General features: G+C 66.6%; 16 protein-coding genes. 15 read left to right on the top strand and 1 reads right to left on the bottom strand.

Translation table 11 applies throughout. The features are described from left to right. Positions 1–33 precede the first annotated feature (33 nt). The 15 genes from AU198_RS12810 (at position 34) to AU198_RS12740 (ending at position 17,726) form a co-directional block, all read left to right on the top strand. Positions 34–1,203, top strand: coding sequence for an MCE family protein (locus AU198_RS12810; RefSeq protein WP_064348524.1), 1,170 nt, complete (start codon positions 34–36; stop codon positions 1,201–1,203). Beyond that, entirely contained in the window at positions 1,200–2,231 is a 1,032-nt protein-coding gene (locus AU198_RS12805; protein WP_064348515.1) for a virulence factor Mce family protein, read from the top strand. The genes AU198_RS12810 and AU198_RS12805 overlap by 4 nt, the downstream gene beginning before the upstream one ends. Continuing rightward, positions 2,228–3,796, top strand: a complete 1,569-nt coding sequence (locus AU198_RS12800) for a virulence factor Mce family protein (protein WP_064348514.1) — start codon at positions 2,228–2,230, stop codon at positions 3,794–3,796. Before AU198_RS12805 ends, AU198_RS12800 begins: the two co-directional genes overlap by 4 nt. 11 nt (positions 3,797–3,807) lie before the next feature. After that, complete coding sequence (locus AU198_RS12795; protein ID WP_064348513.1) at positions 3,808–5,439, top strand: virulence factor Mce family protein; 1,632 nt, start codon at positions 3,808–3,810, stop codon at positions 5,437–5,439. Beyond that, positions 5,436–6,590: a virulence factor Mce family protein gene (locus tag AU198_RS12790; RefSeq protein ID WP_064348512.1), complete on the top strand. Its 1,155-nt coding sequence runs from the start codon at positions 5,436–5,438 to the stop codon at positions 6,588–6,590. The genes AU198_RS12795 and AU198_RS12790 overlap by 4 nt, the downstream gene beginning before the upstream one ends. 3 nt (positions 6,591–6,593) lie before the next feature. Then, positions 6,594–8,159, top strand: a complete 1,566-nt coding sequence (locus AU198_RS12785; RefSeq protein ID WP_064348511.1) for an MCE family protein — start codon at positions 6,594–6,596, stop codon at positions 8,157–8,159. Positions 8,160–8,286: 127 nt separating this feature from the next. Next, positions 8,287–9,852, top strand: a complete 1,566-nt coding sequence (locus AU198_RS12780) for an MCE family protein (RefSeq protein WP_064348510.1) — start codon at positions 8,287–8,289, stop codon at positions 9,850–9,852. After that, positions 9,822–10,463, top strand: a complete 642-nt coding sequence (locus tag AU198_RS12775; protein WP_064348509.1) for an Rv1363c family protein — start codon at positions 9,822–9,824, stop codon at positions 10,461–10,463. Before AU198_RS12780 ends, AU198_RS12775 begins: the two co-directional genes overlap by 31 nt. Beyond that, positions 10,460–11,434, top strand: coding sequence for an RDD family protein (locus AU198_RS12770; RefSeq protein WP_064348508.1), 975 nt, complete (start codon positions 10,460–10,462; stop codon positions 11,432–11,434). The genes AU198_RS12775 and AU198_RS12770 overlap by 4 nt, the downstream gene beginning before the upstream one ends. After that, positions 11,431–11,982, top strand: a complete 552-nt coding sequence (locus tag AU198_RS12765; protein WP_064348507.1) for an Rv1363c family protein — start codon at positions 11,431–11,433, stop codon at positions 11,980–11,982. Before AU198_RS12770 ends, AU198_RS12765 begins: the two co-directional genes overlap by 4 nt. Then, positions 11,949–12,824 carry a hypothetical protein gene (locus AU198_RS12760; protein ID WP_064348506.1) on the top strand — a complete coding sequence of 292 codons (876 nt, stop codon included), beginning with the start codon at positions 11,949–11,951 and terminating at the stop codon, positions 12,822–12,824. The genes AU198_RS12765 and AU198_RS12760 overlap by 34 nt, the downstream gene beginning before the upstream one ends. A gap of 15 nt (positions 12,825–12,839) precedes the next feature. Then, positions 12,840–13,523 (top strand): YoaK family protein, encoded by a 684-nt coding sequence (locus AU198_RS12755; RefSeq protein WP_064348505.1) that lies wholly within the window; start codon positions 12,840–12,842, stop codon positions 13,521–13,523. A 9-nt stretch (positions 13,524–13,532) separates the two neighbouring features. Continuing rightward, positions 13,533–14,363: an SDR family NAD(P)-dependent oxidoreductase gene (locus AU198_RS12750; protein ID WP_064348504.1), complete on the top strand. Its 831-nt coding sequence runs from the start codon at positions 13,533–13,535 to the stop codon at positions 14,361–14,363. A gap of 5 nt (positions 14,364–14,368) precedes the next feature. Then, the gene (locus tag AU198_RS12745) at positions 14,369–15,133 is read left to right on the top strand and encodes a fructosamine kinase family protein (protein ID WP_064348503.1); all 765 of its coding nucleotides are present in this window, start codon (positions 14,369–14,371) and stop codon (positions 15,131–15,133) included. A gap of 142 nt (positions 15,134–15,275) precedes the next feature. Then, positions 15,276–17,726 (top strand): alpha/beta hydrolase family protein, encoded by a 2,451-nt coding sequence (locus AU198_RS12740; protein WP_064348502.1) that lies wholly within the window; start codon positions 15,276–15,278, stop codon positions 17,724–17,726. Here AU198_RS12740 and AU198_RS12735 read toward each other — a convergent pair. Then, on the bottom strand, positions 17,723–18,748 hold the full coding sequence (locus AU198_RS12735) for a phosphodiester glycosidase family protein (RefSeq protein ID WP_082690994.1): 1,026 nt from the start codon (positions 18,746–18,748) through the stop codon (positions 17,723–17,725). The genes AU198_RS12740 and AU198_RS12735 overlap by 4 nt on opposite strands. Positions 18,749–18,903 lie beyond the last annotated feature (155 nt).

Below are 18,903 nucleotides of genomic sequence, written 5' to 3'. Positions count from 1 at the left end.
CCACTCAACAACCCCCGCACCCCGCCCTACAAGCTGGCCGGCCTGGTGCTGAGCCTGCTGGCAGTCGTCGGACTGGTGCTGGTGTACATGCAGTTCCGCGGCGACTTCCTGCCGCGCGAACAGCTGACGCTCATCTCCGCGCGGTCGGGCCTTTCCATGGATCCCGGCGCCAAGGTCACCTACAACGGCGTCGAGATCGGCCGGGTGGCCAACGTGGAAGCGGTCAACGTCGGCGGTGAGCCGAGGGCCAAGATCCTGCTCGACGTGGACCCGAAGTACCTCGATCTGATCCCGAAGAACGTCGACGCCAGCATCGATGCGACAACCGTCTTCGGCAACAAGTACGTCAACTTTTCGTCGCCGGAAAATCCGACGCCCCAACGCATCACATCGTCGGACGTGATCGACGTGACCACGGTGACGACGGAGTTCAACACCTTGTTCGAAACGGTCGTGTCACTGTCCGAGCAGGTCGACCCGATCAAGCTGAACCAGACGCTGAGCGCGACGGCCGAGGCGCTCGACGGGCTGGGCGATCGCTTCGGCCAGTCGATCATCAACGGCAACGAGATCCTCACCGACGTCAACGCCAGGATGCCGGAACTCGCCCGGGACAACCGGCTGCTGGCCGACCTCGGCGAGGTATACGCCGACGCGGCGCCCGATCTGTTCGCCGGGCTGGAGAACGCGGTCACCACGGCCCGCACGCTCAACGAGCAGCAGGGCAATATCGACCAGGCGCTGATGGCGGCCGTCGGGTTCGGCAACACCGGCGGCGACGTCTTCGAGCGCGGCGGCCCGTATCTGCTGCGCGGCGCCGAGGACCTCGTCATCACGTCCGAGCTGCTCGACGAGTACAGCCCCGCGCTGTACTGCATGATCCGCAACTACCACGACGCCGAACCCAAGGTCGCGGCGTCGCTCGGCGGCAACGGTTATTCGCTGCGCACGCTGTCGTCGCTGATGGGCGCCGGCAACCCGTGGGTGTACCCGGACAACCTGCCCCGTGTGAACGCCAAGGGCGGACCGGAAGGCCGCCCCGGATGTTGGCAGCCGATCACCCGTGATCTGTGGCCGGCGCCGTACCTGGTCATGGACACCGGTGCCTCCATCGCGCCGTACAACCACTTCGAGTTGGGCCAACCGCTCCTGATCGAGTACGTCTGGGGTCGCCAAATCGGGGAGAACACGATCAACCCATGAAAATCACCGGTACCGCCATCAAGCTCGGCGCCTTCTCACTGGTGCTGTTGCTGTTCACCGCGATCATCGTGGTGGTGTTCGGCCAGGTGCGCTTCGACCGCACCACCGGCTATACCGCGATCTTCTCCAGCGCCAGTGGCCTTCGCTCCGGGCAGTTCGTCCGCGCTTCGGGTGTAGAGGTCGGCAAGGTGTCCAACGTCGAGCTGACCAACGGCGGTACGCAGGCCAAGGTCGAGTTCAACGTCGACCGGTCGCTGCCACTGTTCGAAGGCACCACCGCCTCGGTGCGCTATCTGAACCTGATCGGCGACCGGTACCTGGAACTCAAGCGGGGTGACAGCGACAAGCGGATGCCCGCCGGCGCCACCATCCCGATCGAGCGCACCCATCCCGCGCTCGATCTCGACGCGCTGATCGGTGGGTTCCGGCCGGTGTTCCGGGCGCTGGATCCCGACAAGGTCAACGAGATCGCCCAGTCGATCATCACCGTCTTCCAGGGACAAGGCGGCACCATCAACGACATCCTCGACCAGACCGCCTCGCTGACCGCGGCGCTGGCCGACCGCGACCAGGCCATCGGCGAGGTCATCAGGAACCTGAACACGGTGCTGGACACCACGGTCAGGCACCAGGCCGAGTTCGACCAGACCGTGCAGGACTTCGAGAAGCTGATCACCGGCCTGAACAACCGCAGGGATCCGGTCGCCAGTTCGGTGGCCGACATCAGTGATGCCGCGGGAACCGTCGCCGATCTGCTCGCTGACAACCGGCCGCTGCTGCAGAGCACGATCGGCCATCTCGAGGCAGTGCAGCAGCCGCTGGTGGACCAGAGGGAGCAGTTGAACGACATCCTCGTCAGGCTGCCGACGGCGTTCAAGATCATCGGGCGCGCCGGCGGCATCTACGGCGACTTCTTCAACTTCTACGCCTGCGACATCTCGCTCCGCCTCAACGGGCTCCAGCCGGGTGGTCCCGTCCGGACCGTCAAACTGTTCAGCCAGCCGTCGGGTAGGTGCACGCCGCAATGAGGACGCTCGAAGGGTCGAACAGGGTTCGAAACGGGTTGATGGGCATCGTCATCCTGATCATCGTCATCGGCGTGGGCCAGAGCTTTGCCAGCGTGCCGATGTTGTTCGCGACACCTACTTATTACGCGCAGTTCTCCGACACCGGCGGCATCACGAAAGGCGACAAGGTGCGCATCGCGGGCGTCGACGTCGGCCTGGTCCGCGACATGGAGATCGAGGGCGACAGGGTCAGGATCGGCTTCTCGCTCGACGGCACCCAGATCGGCACGGCCAGCCGCGCCGCGATCCGCACCGACACCATCCTCGGCCGCCGCAACATCGAGATCGAGCCCCGCGGATCGGATCCCCTACGGGCCAACGGCGTGCTTCCACTCGGCCAGACCACGACGCCGTACCAGATCTACGACGCGTTCTTCGACGTCACAAAGGCCGCCTCCGAGTGGGACACCGAGACGGTGCGCGACTCGCTGAACGTGCTCTCCGAGACCATCGACCAGACCTATCCGCACCTGAGCGTCGCGCTCGACGGGGTGGCCCGGTTCTCCGACACCATCGGCAAGCGCGACGAGGACATCAAGAAGCTGCTGGCCAACGCCAACAAGATCGCAGGCATCCTCGGTAGCCGCAGCGAACAGATCAACCGGCTGCTGGTCAACGCCCAGTCGCTGCTCGGCGCCATCAACGAACGCCAGTACGCGGTCAACATGCTGCTCGAGCGGGTCGGCGCGTTCTCCGAACAGGTCAAGGGCTTCATCGACGACAACCCGAACCTCAACAGGGTGCTCGAACAGCTGCGGGTCGTCAGCGACGTCTTGCGGGAACGCCGGTTCGACCTGATGGACACGCTCGTCACCACCGCCAGCTTCGTGGCGTCGCTGGGTGAGGCGGTCGCATCGGGTCCGTACTTCAAGGTGATGCTCGTCAACCTGCTGCCCGGCCAGATCCTGCAGCCGTTCGTGGACGCCGCCTTCAAGAAACGCGGGATCGACCCGGAGAAGTTCTGGCGTGACGCGGGCCTGCCCGCGTGGCGGTTCCCGGATCCGAACGCGCAGGGCTTCGAGAACGGCGCCCCGCCGCCCGGACCCGCCGTGCTCGAGGGCACCCCGGAGAACCCGGGACCCGGTGTGCTGAAGGGATCGCCGTGCTCCTACACGCCACCGGCCGACGGTCTTCCGCGGCCCGGCGACCCGCTGCCGTGCGCGGATCTATCCGTGGGTCCGTTCGGTGGACCCGCGTACGGTCCGCCCAACGTGGTGACCTCGGATCCCAACGTGCACGGTCCGCAGCCGTCGCCGGGTGTGCCCGCCGCGGCCATTCCGGGCCAGATCCCGCCGAACGTGCCCGGTGCCCACGGCCAGCTTCCACCCGCACCGCCGGGTGCGCGCACCGTGCCCGTCGGGCCGATGCCCCCGCAGCCGCCGGACTTCACGCCCGGTATCGCTCCGCTGCCACCGGCACTGCCGGCGCCCGCGGTGCCGGGACCCGGGCAGCAGTTGGCACCCGCGGGTCAGCCGCCGCTTCCAGGGAACCCACCGTTCCTTCCGCCGGGATCGCAGCAGGGTTAGGGGGTTAGCAGATGTCGACGATCTTCAACGTCCGAAACCTGAAGCTGCCCGCGGTTTCCCGCGCTGCCGTCATCATCGGCACGCTGATCGTGGTGCTGGCGCTGGTGGCCGCCTTCGTCGGCTACAACCTGTACAAGAAGCTGACACACAACACGGTCGTCGCCTACTTCAGCGACACCCTTGCGCTCTATCCCGGCGACAAGGTGCAGATCATGGGGGTGCAGGTCGGGCAGATCGAGTCGATCCAGCCCGCCGGTGACCGGATGAAGGTCACTTTCAACTACGAGAACAAGTTCAAGGTGCCGGCCAACGCGACCGCGTCGATCCTGAACCCCAGCCTGGTGGCGTCGCGCAACATCCAGTTGTCCCCGCCCTACACCGGCGGGCCCGTGATGGAAGACGGGGCGGTCATCCCAATCGAGCGCACCCAGGTGCCGGTCGAGTACGACGAACTGCGTGACTCGATCAACCGCATCCTGACCGACCTGGGTCCGACGCCGGACCAACCGAAGGGACCGTTCGGCGACATCATCGAGTCGGCCGCCGACGGCTTCGCCGGGAAGGGCAAGCAACTCAACGCGACGTTGAACAACCTCTCGGAGGCGCTGTTCGCGCTGAACGAGGGCCGGGATGACTTCTTCGGCATCGTCAAGAGCCTGGCGTTGTTCGTCAACGCGCTGCATCAGAGCGATCAACAGTTCGTCGCTCTGAACAACGACCTCGCCAAGTTCACCAACGCGTTCACCAACACCGATCGGGAGGTCGCCAACGCGCTGGCCGACCTCAACCAGCTGTTGACCACCACGCGGGCGTTCCTCGACGAGAACGCCGAGGTGCTGACCCACGACATCAACAACCTGGCCGACGTGACCAACGCGATCCTTCAACCCGAGCCGCGCAACGGCCTGGAAACCGCCCTGCACGTGTTCCCCAACCTCGGCGCGAACCTGATGAACATCGTCTCGCCGGTCACGGGCGGTGTCATGGGCATCCCCGTCATCAACAACTTCGCCAATCCGTTGCAGTTCGTCTGCAGTTCGATCCAGGCGGGTAGCCGGCTGGGCTACCAGGAGTCCGCGGAGATGTGTGCGCAATACCTGGCGCCGATCCTCGACGCGATCAAGTTCAACTTCCCGCCGTTCGGCGTGAACCAGTTCGCCTCGGCGATGACGCTGCCCAAGCACATCGCGTACTCGGAGCCGCGGCTGCAGCCGCAGCCCGGATACAAGGACACCACTGTCCCGGGCATCTGGTCGCGTGACACCTTGTTCTCACACGGAAACCACGAGCCGGGTTGGGTCGCCGCGCCGGGCATGCAGGGCATCGACGTGCAACCCTTCACGGCCAACATGATGACCCCGGAATGCCTCGCCGAACTGCTGGGCGGGCCCGACTGCGCAGTCCCGGCCGCGCCGCCCGCATTCGGCACCACCCGCGACGGCAACCTGCCCGGCCCGCCGAACGCGTTCGACCAGAACAACCCGCTGCCCCCGCCGTGGTACCCGCAGCCCGGCCCGCCGCCACCGCCGGCGCCCGGTGTGATTCCGGGTGATCCGGGTGGGTCGCCCTTGGCCGGTCCCGCGCCTGCCCCCGCCGCCCCGGCGCCCGCGGGACCACCGCTACCAGCAGAGGCAGGTAGATGATGACCGCGCACAAGTGGAGAAGGTTCGCCCGTCGCGCCGTCGCGCTGACCGCGATCGCGCTGGTGCTCAGTTCGTGCGGTTCCTGGAAGGGCATCGCCAACGTGCCGCTTCCGGGCGGCCCGGGCACCGGCTCGGACAGCACGACCATCTATGTGCAGATGCCGGACACGTTGGCGCTCAACGTCAACAGCCGCGTGCGAGTGGCCGACGTCTATGTCGGCCGCGTCCGCGCCATCGAACTGAAGAACTGGGTCGCGACGTTGACCCTGGATCTGCAGTCCGATGTCCGGCTGCCCAAGAACGCGTTGGCCCGCATCGGCCAAACCAGCCTCTTGGGTTCGCAGCACGTTGAGTTGGAGCCGCCGCCGAACCCGTCGCCGGAGCCGTTGCGCAGCGGTGACACCATCCCGCTGGCGAACGCGTCGGCCTACCCCTCCACCGAACGCGTGCTCGCCAGCATCGCGTCCATCCTGCAGGGCGGCGGGGTGCAGAACCTCGAGGTCATCCAGACCGAGATCTTCAACGTGCTCAACGGCCGGGCCGACCAGATCCGCGAGTTCCTCAACAAGCTGGACACGTTCACCGACGAACTGAACCGGCAGCGCGGCGACATCACTCGCGCCATCGATTCCACCGACCGGCTGCTGTCGATCGTCGCGCAACGCAATGACACCCTCGATCGGGTGCTGACCGAGTTCCCGCCGCTGATAAAGCATTTCGCGGACACCCGCGATCTGTTCGCCGACGCTGTCGAGGCGCTCGGGCGCATCAGCCGGGCGACCAACGACTACCTGGGACCGGCCAGCGACGACCTGAACAGAAACCTGGCCGCGTTGCAGCGACCGCTCAAACAGCTGGGCCGGGCTTCGCCTTACCTGATCGGAGCGCTCAAGTTGATGCTCACCGCGCCGTTCTCGATCGAGAACGTCCCGAAGGTCGTGCGTGGCGACTACCTCAACGCGTCGCTGACGGTGGACCTGACGCTGTCCGCGGTCGACAACAGCATCCTGTCGGGTACCGGAATCTCGGGCATGCTGCGCGCACTCGAGCAGGCCTGGGGACGTGATCCGGCGACGATGATCCCGGATGTGAGGTTCACGCCGAATCCGCACAACGCCCCGAATGGTCCGTTGGTGGAACGTGGTGAATGAGGCGTGCTGACTAGATTCGTCAAGATCCAGTTGGTGCTGTTCACCATCCTGACCGTGATCGCGTTGGTGGTGTTGGGCTGGTACTACCTGCGTATCCCGGCACTGGTGGGAATCGGGCAGTACGAACTGCGGGCCGAGTTGCCGCGTTCGGGTGGCCTGTATTCGACGGCCAACGTGACCTATCGCGGTACGCAGATCGGCAAGGTCATCTCGGTGGAGCCGACCGAACGCGGTGCGGTGGCCGTGATGAGGATCGAGGACCGCTACAAGATCCCCGCCGATGCGACGGCGAATGTGCATTCGGTGTCGGCGATCGGCGAGCAGTATCTGGACCTGGTTTCCACCGGCAATCCCGATCAGACACTGGAACCCGGTTCGACGATCACCGAGAGCACGGTGCCCAGCGAGGTCGGGCCCGCCCTGGATGCGGCGAACCGGGGCCTTGCGGTGTTGCCCAAGGAGAAGATCGACAAGCTGCTGACCGAAACCTCCCAAGCCGTGGGTGGTCTCGGGCCGGCGCTGCAGCGGCTGGTCGATTCGACGACGCATATTGCGCAGGGTTTTCAGGAGAACCTGCCTCAGGTCAACGACATCATCGAGAACGCCGGGCCGATCCTGGACAGTCAGGTGCGCTCCGGTGACAACATCGAGCAGTGGTCGCGCAATCTGAATGTGATCGCCGCGCAGGCCGCCGAGCAGGATCCGGCGCTGCGTAGTGGTCTGCAGCAGGCGGCGCCGACGCTGGATCAAGTCAACGCGGTCTTCGGCGGGGTGCGTGAGTCGTTGCCGCAGACATTGGCGAATCTGACCATCGTGATCGACATGCTCAAGCGCTACAACAAGGGTGTCGAGCAGGTCCTGGTCGTCTGGCCCCAGGGCGCGGCGATGAATCAGGCCGGCACGTTGTTCGAAGATCTCGGGCAGCTGCCGCTGGCATTGTCGATCAACCAGCCGCCGCCGTGTCTGACCGGCTTCCTGCCCGCCTCCGAGTGGCGTTCGCCGGCCGACACCAGCCCGGCGCCGCTGCCCAAGGGCACCTATTGCAAGATCCCGAAGGACTACCAGGCCAACGTGGTTCGCGGCGCGCGCAACTATCCGTGCGTCGACGTGCCCGGTAAGCGGGCGGCCACCCCGGAGGAGTGCCGCAGCCCCGAACCGTATGTGCCGTTGGGCACCAACCCGTGGTATGGCGATCCCAACCAGGTTTTGTCGTGCCCGGCGCCGGGGGCGCGTTGCGACCAGGGGGTGAACCCCGGGCGCGGGGTGATGCAGGCCCCTTCGGTCAACAGCGGCACGAACCCGGCACCGGCGAGCGACCTGCCGCCGCCGGTTTCCACGGCGCCCGTGAGTGATCCGCTCACCCCGCCGGGGCAGGGCAGGGTGACCTGCAGTGGACAGCAGCCCAACCCGTGCATCTACACCCCGGCACCGGGTCCGCCCGGTTCCTCCGCGGTCTACAGCCCGACCAGCGGTCAAGTCGTCGGCCCGGATGGCGTGCGATACAACGTCAACAACGCGGGCACACCCGGGAATGACGGGTGGAAGGAGATGCTGGCCCCGGCCAGCTGACGATGGGGAGTCGTCCGAGCGCCAACACTGGTCGGCGTGACCGGGCGAGGACCGACGTCTGGGGGATGGTGGACGCGCAGGGCATCCACCACTGTGACGGCTCGAGGGTGGGATGTGGTGATGAGTCATGCTGACCCGGTTCATCAAGATTCAGTTGGTGTTGTTCACCATCCTGACGGTGATCGCGTTGGTGGTGCTGGGGTGGTACTACCTGCGCATCCCGTCGCTGGTGGGGATCGGGCAGTACGAGCTGCGGGCTGAGTTGCCGCGTTCGGGGGGACTGTATGCGACGGCCAATGTGACCTATCGCGGTACGCAGATCGGCAAGGTCACCTCGGTGGAGCCGACCGAGCGCGGTGCGGTGGCCGTGATGTGGATCGAGGACCGCTACAAGATCCCCGCTGATGCGACGGCGAACGTCCATTCGGTGTCGGCCATCGGTGAGCAGTATCTGGACCTCGTCTCCACCGGTAACCCGGGACAGTATCTGGAACCCGGTTCGACGATCACCGAGAGCACGGTGCCCAGCGAGGTCGGGCCCGCCCTGGATGCGGCGAACCGGGGCCTTGCGGTGTTGCCGAAGGAGAAGATCGACAAGCTGCTGACCGAAACCTCGGAGGCGGTGGGTGGTCTGGGCCCGGCGCTGCAGCGGTTGGTCGATTCGACGACGCATATCGCGCAGGGTTTTCAGGAGAACCTGCCTCAGGTCAACGACATCATCGAGAACGCCGGGCCGATCCTGGACAGTCAGGTGCGCTCCGGTGACAACATCGAGCAGTGGTCGCGCAATCTGAATGTGATCGCCGCGCAGGCCGCCGAGCAGGATCCGGCGTTGCGCAGTGGTCTGCAGCAGGCGGCGCCGACGCTGGATCAGGTCAACGCGGTCTTCGGTGGGGTGCGTGAGTCGTTGCCGCAGACGTTGGCGAATCTGACGATCGTCATCGACATGCTCAAGCGCTACCACAAGGGGCTCGAACAGGTCCTGGTGATGCTGCCGCAGGGTTCATCGGTCGCCCAGGCGGGTCTGCTGTTCGAAGATGTCGGCCAGTTGCCGCTGGCGTTGTCGATCAACCAGCCACCGCCGTGTCTGACCGGCTTCCTGCCCGCCTCCGAATGGCGCGCGCCGGCCGACGTCTCGATGGCCCCGCTGCCCAAGGGCACGTACTGCAAGATCCCGAAGGACTACCAGGCCAACGTGGTTCGCGGTGCGCGCAACTATCCGTGCGTCGACGTTCCCGGTAAGCGCGCGGCCACCCCGGAGGAGTGCCGCAGCGACGAACCGTATGTGCCGTTGGGCACCAACCCGTGGTACGGCGATCCCAACCAGGTCCTGTCGTGCCCGGCGCCCGCGGCGCGTTGCGACCAGGGGGTGAATCCCGGGCGCGGGGTGATCCAGGCCCCCTCGGTCAACAACGGCACCAACCCGGCACCGGCGAGCGACCTGCCGCCGCCCCGGGTCACGGCCCCGATCAGCGACCCGCTGAGCCCGCCAGGGCAGGGCACCGTGACCTGCAGTGGACAGCAGCCCAACCCGTGCATCTACACTCCGGCACCAGGGCCACCCGGTTCCTCAGCGGTCTACAGCCCAGCCAGCGGGCAGGTGGTCGGACCCGACGGCGTGAGATACAACGTCAGCAACTCGAGCAACCCAGGAGATGACGGATGGAAGGAGATGCTGGCACCCGCCGGCTGAACCCCACCGATGCTGATGAGACGCCGAACGAGCCGTTAGCAGTACCTGCAGACAGCGCATCCGCACAGGAACCGGACACCGTAGAACGGGGTGACGCGCCACGCCGCCCGTCCAGGATCGGACGCGGTATGGCCATCGGCATCTGCGCGGCCCTGCTGCTGTTGGCCGCCGCAGGCGGCGTTGCGGGATACCTGCTGTTTCGGAACGACCAGAAGGTCGCGGCCGCCGATCGTGCCGAGGCCGCCGCCCTGCAGGCGGCAAAGGACTGTGTGGCCGCGACGCACGCTCCCGACACCGCGGCCATGACGGCCGCCCAGTCCAAGATCATCGAATGCTCGACGGGTGACTTCGCCGTGCAGTCCTCGCTGTATGCCGGTGTGCTGGCCGAGGCCTATCAGGCGGCTCAGGTCCAGGTGCAGGTGTCGGACATGCGGGCAGCCGTGGAGAAGCACAACGACGACGGGACGTTCGACGTACTCGTCGCCGTGCGGGTCAAGGTGACCAATTCCGATGTCGCCGATCAGGAGCAGGGATATCGGCTGCGGGTGCAGATGGCGCCCGACGAGGAGGGCACCTACAAGATCGCCAAACTCGACCAGGTCACCTCGTGACGTCAGTGATCGAAGCACCACCGGACTCGACGGACACCGACCTGGCCGTCGACGAACCGGCCGCGCCGTGGTCGGCGCGGGTCGGCGCATTCGCCGTCGACGTCCTGATCGGGCTCGCGGTGGTCACGACGCTGGCGCTGGTGTCGCTGACCGCACCGCAGCGCAGCCCGCTGTGGTGGGGATATCTGGTGGCGATCGGGGTGGTCGTGCTTGCGATGGCGATCAATCGCCTCGTGCTGCCGACGATTTTGGGTTTCTCGCTGGGGCGTGCCGTACTGGGCATCGCGGTCCGCACGCGGGACGGTTCTCCCCCGGGGGCGTGGCGGCTGCTCCTGCGCGACGTCGCGCACCTGCTCGACACCGCGGCACTGTTCATCGGGTGGCTGTGGCCGCTGTGGGACCGGCGCCGCCGCACCTTCGCCGACCTCCTGCTGCGCACCGAGGTGCGTCCGGTGGATCCGCCGGAGCGCAACGTCCGCAAGCTGACCGCCGTCGTGCTGATCGTCGCCGCGCTGGCCTGCGTGGCAGCCGTAGCGGTGAATTACTGGGTGGTCTACCGGCACGAGCGCGCGGTGGAGCAGACCAGGGAACAGATCACCGAACAGGGCCCGCGGATCGTCGAGCAGATGCTGAGCTTCAAAAGCGACACCATGGCGCAGGATTTCGAGCGGGCACAGTCGCTGACCACCGACGGCTACCGCGAGCAGTTGATCGAGCAGCAGAAGGCCGGGCAGAGCGCGGGCGTCACCTCCAACGAGTACTGGGCGGTCAGCAGCGCGGTGCTCAAAGCGACACCGGACACCGCAGAGATGCTGCTGGCGCTGCAGGGCCAGCGCGGCGACAACCCCAATGAGCTGAAGTTCATCACCGCCACCGTGCAGGCCGAGTTCGCGAAATCCGGTGACGGCCAGTGGCGCGTCGCCGATCTCACTGTGCTGAAGCGGCCGCAGATGAATGCGCAGGGCCGATGAGTCCGCGGCGCAGAGTCGACGCCGACGAGCGGGACTTCTTCGAGGTCGATCCGAAGCAGCCACGCCGCTGGGGGCTGCCGATCATCGCCGCCGCGGTGTCACTTCTGATGGCGGCCGCGATCGCGGCCGGATCGTTGATGTTGGTCAGCCACGAGAACAATCGCCGGACGGTCGCCGACGACCACGCCGCGCTGGTGTACGTCAGCGAGTTCATGACCGACTACACGTCGTTGGACCCCTTCAACGCCAACGCCTACGTGGAGCGCATCCTGGGGCAGGGGACGGGCGATTTCGCGAAGATGTTCAAGGAGAAGCAGAACGAAATCCTGATCCAGGTCGCGCAAGCGGAGCCCACCACCGGATCCGTGCTCGCCGCGGGTGTGCAGCGGTGGAACGACAACGGCAGCGCCGACATCTTGGTCGCGACCAAGGTTTCCGCCAAAGGGCCAGACGGCAAATCGACAGTCGAGAGTGGAAGTCGTTGGATAGCAACGGCTATCAAGGAAGGACAGCAGTGGAAGATCAGCCAGCTGATCCAGGTGATCTGACCACCTCGGCGCAATCCAGCTCGGCACCGCGCCGGAGTCGGTGGTCCTTCCTTCGTCGTCGGCCGAAGGAAACGACGCAACCCGCAACCGATCCGCCCGCGGCCGAGACGCAGGAGGCGGCACCCGTAGCGGATACGCGCGCACCCCGGCCGGTCGGCAAGGCGAAACGTCGGGGCGCGACGCAGGAGGTACCCGCCTCCGAATCTGAGGCCGCAGCCCCCGAAGAGGCCGCAGCACCCGAAGAGGCCGCAGCACCCGACGCAGTGGACGATCCCGCGGACGAGTCCGCCGTCGTGCCGCAGGAGGTGCGCTTCGTACCCCACCGGCCTGCGGGCAGGCGGCTCATTGCGGCGACGGTGGCGGCCGCTGTGCTCTTCGTCGGTGCCGCCGCGTTCGCCGCGTCGACCTTGCAGCCCTACTTGTCGGAGCGAGCCGAGATCGACACCAAACTCGACGTGGCCCGCACCGCGGCCAGCGCGATCTCCACGCTGTGGACCTACACGCCCGACAACATGGAAACGTTGCCGGACCGGTCGGCGGCGTTCCTCGGCGGCGACTTCGCCTACGAGTACCGCAAGTACATCGACGCCATCGTCGCGACCAACAAACAAGCGCAGGTCACCAACACCACGCAGGTGCTCGGTGCGGCGGTGGAAACCCTGACCCCCGACGAGGCCACCGCGATCGTCTACACCAACTCGGTGGCGACCAGCCCGATGAGCAAGAACATCCCTTCGCTGCGGTACCTGTCCTACCGATTGACGATGGATCGCCGCGACGGCAAGTGGCTGATCACGAACATGTCGACCATCACGTCGCTGGATCTGACACCGCAGCTGTAGTCGGGAGGCTGACGCGTGGCGGTCGAATCCCCTGTCTCGCAACGGTTGACGATCACCTGTCTGCTGTCGCTGACGTTCGCGACCGGCCTGGTCGACGCGGTCAGCGTCCTGAAACTTGGCCACGTGTTCGTGGCGAACATGACCGGGAACGTGATCTTCCTGGGATTCTGGCTGGTGCCGCACTCCGGGGTGGACGTGACCGCCGCCCTGGTCGCGTTCGCCGGCTTCGTCGCGGGCGCGGTGCTCAGCGGCCGGCTCACCCGCCACCTCGGCACCGACGTCCGACGGTGGCTGGCGAGCACGATGACCTTCGAGGTCGTGCTGCTCGCGGTCCTGTCGGTGCTCGCCGGGACCGGCGTGCTCGACTATGAGGACAACACGAAACTGCTGCTCATCGCCGGCCTCGCCGTGGCGTTCGGCGTGCAGAACTCGAGCGCCCAGCAGTTCGGCATCCAGGAGTTGTCGACCACCGTGTTGACGACGACGATCGTGCGGATCGGCTTCGACAGCCGGTTGGCCGGCGGCACCGGCGAACGGGAGAAGTTGCGCTACAGCGTGGTTCTGACGATGTGCGCCGGGGCTGTCGTGGGTGCGACCATGACCCGCTTCACCGTCGCGCCGATCATCGGGCTCGCCGCGGCGCTGGTGGCGCTCAGCGGGGTCTTGTTCTGGGTCGGGGACAGGCGGGGCCGAGGCTAGTCTTGCCGTATGCCTTCGGTACTGATCACCGGCGCGTCACGGGGAATCGGCAGGGCGATCGCCGAGCACCTGGCCGCGCGTGGATGGCAGGTGTTCGCCGGTGTCCGCACGGAATCGGATGCCGAGGCGCTCACCGCGCTCAATCCACACCGGGTCTCGCCGGTGCTCCTCGACGTCACCGACGCCGGCCACATCGCCGCCCTGGCCGACGTCCTGCCTGCGCAACTGGACGCGGTGGTCAACAACGCCGGTGTGGTCGTCAGCGGCCCGATGGAGACGGTGACGTCCGATGAGTGGCGAAAGCAGTTGGAGATCAACGTGATCGGGCAGTTGGCGCTCACTCGGGCGGTACTGCCGCGGCTGCGAGAATCCGGTGGTCGGGTCGCGTTCATCTCCAGCGTCAACGGCCGGCTCTCGATGCCGTTGCTCGGAGCCTATGCCGCGAGCAAGTTCGCGCTCGAGGCGGCGGCAGATGCGTTGCGGATGGAGTTGCGGCCGTGGCGGATACCGGTCGTCATCGTCGAGCCGGCGCAGACCGACACCGACATGTGGCGTACCGCCGACACCATGGTGGTCGAAGCCGAGGCCGCTCTTTCCCCGGAGCACCGTGCGCTGTACGCCGAGCACATCGCGGGCATGAAGAAGATGGTCCCGGTTGCCCAGCGAATGGCCGTGCCGACCGCGAAGGTGTCCGCCGTGGTCGAGCAGGCGCTCACCGCGCGCCGCCCCCGAGCGCGTTATGTGGTGGGGCTGGGCCCCAAGTTGCAGGTTGCCGTGGTTCCCAACTTGCCGACCCGCGTGCGCGACGCCGTGTTGCGTCGGGTGTCCGGCCAACCCTGACCCACATGGAGTTCGTCAAGCACAACGCCTCTGCACCAATGGGCTTCTTCGCATGCGAAGCCGCTGGGCTGCAATGGCTTTCGTCAGTAGACGGTGGCGCGCCGTGCGCGACGGTGCTCGGGTACGACGACACCAGCCTCACCCTGGAACGGCTGCGCAGTGTCGGCCCCAGCCGATCCGCGGCGCGTCAGTTCGGGTGCCGCCTCGCGCGCACCCACGACGCCGGAGCCGCCGCCTTCGGAGCCCCGCCGGACGGATGGGAAGGGCCCGGGTTCTTCGGGCCGATGCACGAACCGCTGCCCATGTCGTTGACGGGACACGAACGCTGGGGCGCGTTCTACGCACGCGAGAGGCTGGCCCCGATGGCACGCGCCGCGGCCGACCGACTGGACGCGGAGTGCAACGCGGCCATCGACGCGGTGACGGCCGCGTGTGAACAAGGCGATTTCGACGACGACGGGCCACCCGCCCGCCTGCACGGCGATCTGTGGAGCGGCAACGTGATGTGGACACCGGACGGTGTGGTGTTGATCGACCCCGCCGCCCACGGCGGTCACCGTGAGGCCGACCTGGCGATGCTTGCCCTGTTCGGCTGTCCTTACTTCGACGAGGTGATCGAGGGCTACCAATCGGTGTGGGCGTTGCGGACGGGATGGCGCGGTCGCGCCGGATTGCATCAGCTCTATCCGCTGTTGGCCCACGTCGTGCTGTTCGGTGGTGGGTATGCACGGCAAACATCGGCGGCGGCGCGCAGCGTCCTCATCCGGTGAACGCCGGCTCCGCCGACAAAGCTCCCACTTACGATAAGTGCACTTATTTACCGAGCAAAGGAATTTGCTCAAATCGTCTCAGCGTGAGAGCCTGCCTGTTACGGTCACGTAAATAGCTGTTTCGTTCGAAAGGACCGGATCAGTGGCTGGCAAACACGGCAGACATCGCAAGCGCAGCCGGAGCTCCAAGAAGATCACCGCGATCGGTGCCGCCACCGCGACGGCAACCGCGCTCACCATCGGTGCCGCACCCCTACCCGATCCGAGTGACGACTCGAAGACGGTGGTAGATGTCGACGTCAACCTGGCCGCGGCGGTGAATCAGTGGCCCGGACCCGATGAGATCCCAGACCTCACGTTCGGCCTCGGCCCGGCGGTGTACGACCTCGGCCAGGTCGCCGCCGAGGTACTGATCCGTCTGGTGGTCGAGAATTTCAACCTTGCCGTGCTCGCACAGGCGGCCGGTGCCGACCCGGAGACGGTGCTCGACAACCTGCTCGGTGGCGTGCTGGGGGAGATTCCGCCGGGTTTGCTCAACGACGTGATCGGTGCGATCCCGATCGATGTGCTGGGTGTCGCCGGTGCGCTCATCGACCCGCTCGGAATACTCACCCCCGGCGTCGAGGAGCAGCTCAGCGAACTGCTGGCCGACTCGCTGCCGGGTACGCTCAACGGCCTGCTCGGTCTACTCGGACTCGACCTCAGCGACCCTTTCAACCTCTCCAACCTGCCCGGCCCGGTCAACGTGATCACCGCGGGCCCGGTCTTCACGGTCCTCAAGCTGCTGGGCGTCGACCTCGGCTGGGTGCCGGGCCTACCCAACGCCATCGCCGAAGAGGTCAACAAGACCCCGTACCTCGACGCGGAAGTCAGCCTGAGTTCGGTACTCGACAAGCTGCCTATCCCGGACCTGCTGCGGGGCCTGCTGCCGCCCATCCCCGACATCGACGCCGTCGAGGTCCGGGTCCCCGTGGTCCTGAGCATGGGCCTCGGCGCCTTCTCCGCCGGGGCGGCCTACGAGCGAATCGTCGCCGACCTGGTGAATCAACCGGGCGGGGAGAACGCCGACGAACATCCGCTCCTGGGCAGCATCACGATTCTCCCGATGATCCTGCTGCGCAATCCCGGACGAGCCAACGGCGGAATGTTCGCCCGCTTCTATCCGCTCTTCGGGCTTGCCGGCATCAAGACGGTCACCCCGGAAACCGAAGCCTCCTACAGCGGGGGCCTGCCGGTGCCCGGCACCGGACTCTCCGTCGGCGGCGCGAACCTGATCCCGATCAAGATCGACGCGACGGTACAGTATGACCTGCTGAGCGACTTCGCAGCATGGCCGAACCCGTTCTCGTTGGCCAACAACCTTTTTGCGGGGCTGCTCCCGACCTACATGCTTCGCGGCGTCACGCTGGACCCCGAGCAGCTGGCGCAGCTCGACGACCTCGCGGAGCGCATCAGAGCCGGCGATCCGCTTGCGGTCAACCTCTATCTCACGCTGCGCTCGGCGACCCTACCGTTGCTCGAGCCGCTGTATCTGGCCGCAGACGTGCTCAACCTCGTCACGCTCGGAGCGATCGCGCGCTACAACCCGTTCAGCATGGTGGCCAACGCGCTGGCCCCGGCGCTGACCAGCCTGGTGAACCTCGGCTACACCGACGTCGAGTACGACGAGGAGACGGGTGGATACACGCGCACCCTCACCGAGGCCGGCGACCCGACGGCGTTCATGTCGTTCCCCAGTGTCGACTGGGCCCAGGTGCCGGGCGTCATCTTCACCCAGTTGGTCCAGGGCATCTTCAAGGAGTTCTTCAGCGGCAACCCGACAATAGGCACACCGAACGTCCTGACCAGTCTGCTCCGGTTCCTCACCGGCGGATCCCTTTTGGGCACAACGCCTACCAGTGTGCTGACGAACCTTGTCGATGAGGCCGTGGAGCAGGCCACCGAGGATGTCCTGCCGGATGCCGCGCAGGAGGGAAGCGAACGCCCGTCGCCGACCGACCTGCCCGATTCCAGTGCGCGGATGCTCAGCCTCGTCACCGACGAGTCGGAGGGCGAGCGGGAGCCCACCGACGAGATCAGCGACGGCGTCATCCGGGAAGTCGTGGCAGACAAGCCCGAAGACGACGTCGTCGCAGACAAGCTCGGGGACGAAACCGTCGCGCAGCCGCCCGTGGAGCAAGCGATCGTCGCCGAGAAGACCCAGCCCGAGGACGTGAAGGCCGACGAGGACGACCGTGACACCACGGTGAGTGAGACCGGATCCACCGAGACGAAGTCCGGTGAAACCAAGCCCGGTGAAACCAAGTCCAGTGACACCAGGGTCAGTGACACCCGGACCGGAGAAGCCAAGACCGGCACCGACAAGGACGGTGACACGTCGAAAAGGGGTTACAAGCCGGGTAACAAGTTCAGCCCGAACGCCGGCGCCAAGTCCGGCCCGAAGCACGCCAAGCCCGACAACGGCGAGCCGGTCAGGGCGATCCCGGGGTCGTCACCGCGACATGCCAAGCCGGACAACGACTCTCCGAACACCGGCACCGGTGGCGCGGACAGCGGCACATCCGGCGAAGGGTCCGCCAGCGCCGCGGCCTAGTTGAACGCAAGCCAGCTCGGTAATCCGCGTTCGCGCGAATCGCACAGCACCTGCCGTGTGTCACACGATCCGCGGGGCACGCCGGCGCCGGTCCACATGCCGCCGGTGTCGCGACGCAGCACGATCGACGATGAACCGCCGCCGTCGAGCAGGATCGCGGTGTCACTACCCAACCCGCGGAACAGGTCCTGGATCTGGTCAGGGGTGTAACTCCCGCCCTGGAAGACGTACATCTCGTCCTTGCCCTTGGCGTATGCCAGAGCGGTACGCGCCGCGCTCGGCCCGCCGTCGTTGAGCTGGCCGGTGTCGCCGGGCGCGAGCAGGCCGATACCGGCGACTGCGACGAATCGCACGCCCTCGTCCACCAGCCGATGCACCACCGGTGATGCCGCGTCGTAATCGTCGGGGCCGGCAGGCGGCACCACGTACGGCGCTCCGCCCACCGGAAGGATCATGGTGGACAACGCTTTCCAGTGTTCGTTGCCGCCGGACAACCCCTGTTTGCCCGCATAGGGGACGGTGCCGGTCACCGCGACGTTCGCCCTGCCCTGGCCGCGGGTGTTGTCGACGTAGGCGCCCAACGGTGAACTGCATCCGGTCGATTTCCACGAACCGCCTTGCTGGCCGCGCACGTCGAAGAAGTTGGCGTTGATCGCGATCGTCGGCTGCCCGAGCGCCTGCCAGGCCTGCAGCGGGGTGAAGATCTCCGACGCCTGCACCAACCCCTCCCCGGTGCGGGCGCGCGGATCGCGTTCACAACGCGCTTGATAACCCCTGTGGGAGTCGACCAGCAGACGCGGCGCGAGCCGTGTGGACGCGGACTTGATGATCATCAGGCGCCCGCCGCTGGCGGTCTCGTACCAGCCGCCGCTCGCGTTGAGCATCGGGGCGGGATGGCCGCCGCCGAAGTTGTAGACGAGATAGGAACCGCGGGTGTTGGCGATGGCGTTGGAGAGCATCTCGCGTGCGCCGGCGGCGTTCGCGGCGGGCGCACCCCCGGTCGTCGACAACACCGCGCACATCAACAGCGTCGCGGCCGATGCCGCGAAACGCCGGATGTTTGCTGCTGTGCTCGACACGCACGTCCCTTTCCCACCGCCGAAGATACAAACACAACAATATTCACAACTACAACACCGTCAACATAAGTCGCAGTTGCATCACAATTAGGTTGCTG

This window comes from Mycobacterium sp. GA-1199 (genome assembly GCF_001500045.1).
In the GTDB taxonomy this organism is placed as follows: Bacteria; Actinomycetota; Actinomycetes; order Mycobacteriales; family Mycobacteriaceae; genus Mycobacterium.
Note: the sequence above shows the minus strand (reverse complement) of the source record. Positions and strands in the feature narration are given on the sequence as shown.

Bases quoted from the DNA above. Each gene is read 5' to 3' on its own strand.
- AU198_RS12780 (WP_064348510.1), top strand. From the start codon at position 8,287: ATGCTGACCCGGTTCATCAAGATTCAGTTGGTGTTGTTCACCATCCTG.
- AU198_RS12745 (WP_064348503.1), top strand. From the start codon at position 14,369: ATGGAGTTCGTCAAGCACAACGCCTCTGCACCAATGGGCTTCTTCGCA.
- AU198_RS12735 (WP_082690994.1), bottom strand. From the start codon at position 18,748: ATGTGCGCGGTGTTGTCGACGACCGGGGGTGCGCCCGCCGCGAACGCC.
- AU198_RS12750 (WP_064348504.1), top strand. From the start codon at position 13,533: ATGCCTTCGGTACTGATCACCGGCGCGTCACGGGGAATCGGCAGGGCG.
- AU198_RS12765 (WP_064348507.1), top strand. From the start codon at position 11,431: ATGAGTCCGCGGCGCAGAGTCGACGCCGACGAGCGGGACTTCTTCGAG.
- AU198_RS12795 (WP_064348513.1), top strand. From the start codon at position 3,808: ATGTCGACGATCTTCAACGTCCGAAACCTGAAGCTGCCCGCGGTTTCC.
- AU198_RS12775 (WP_064348509.1), top strand. From the start codon at position 9,822: ATGGAAGGAGATGCTGGCACCCGCCGGCTGAACCCCACCGATGCTGAT.
- AU198_RS12800 (WP_064348514.1), top strand. From the start codon at position 2,228: ATGAGGACGCTCGAAGGGTCGAACAGGGTTCGAAACGGGTTGATGGGC.
- AU198_RS12805 (WP_064348515.1), top strand. From the start codon at position 1,200: ATGAAAATCACCGGTACCGCCATCAAGCTCGGCGCCTTCTCACTGGTG.
- AU198_RS12790 (WP_064348512.1), top strand. From the start codon at position 5,436: ATGATGACCGCGCACAAGTGGAGAAGGTTCGCCCGTCGCGCCGTCGCG.